The sequence below is a fragment of the Erwinia sp. PME.40.26/001 genome (assembly GCF_055556675.1).
In genome coordinates this window covers 1-272 of record NZ_JBVHNP010000178.1, presented here as the reverse complement: position 1 = coordinate 272, position 272 = coordinate 1, and the positions used below count along the sequence as shown (strand labels likewise).

Below are 272 nucleotides of genomic sequence, written 5' to 3'. Positions count from 1 at the left end.
GGCGTTGCTGCTTACTAGGCCGCCGTGGGCATAGTCGTAGGTGAGCGCTGTTACCAGCTCAGTGCCCTGGGCGCTCGGCATACGGCCATAGCGGACGGGCAGGAAGTTACCGTTAGCTGCGTCGTAGGCGATCTTGTCTTCGCGGCCGTTGGCAGCAAAGACCGAGGTGACGTTGCCAGAGGCGTCATAGCGGAACTGCTTTTGCAGCACCATCTGCCCACCGAGCTGGCGGCTTTCGCTGCTCAGGCCGCAGGTGGCAGCATCGTAGGTGA

At 62.5% G+C, this 272-nt stretch carries 1 protein-coding gene; it reads right to left on the bottom strand.

The window, feature by feature from the left end; all coding sequences use genetic code 11:
* On the bottom strand, positions 1 to 272 hold a 272-nt coding region (locus tag ACZ3HG_RS23750; protein WP_465334834.1), incomplete at both ends, for a hypothetical protein.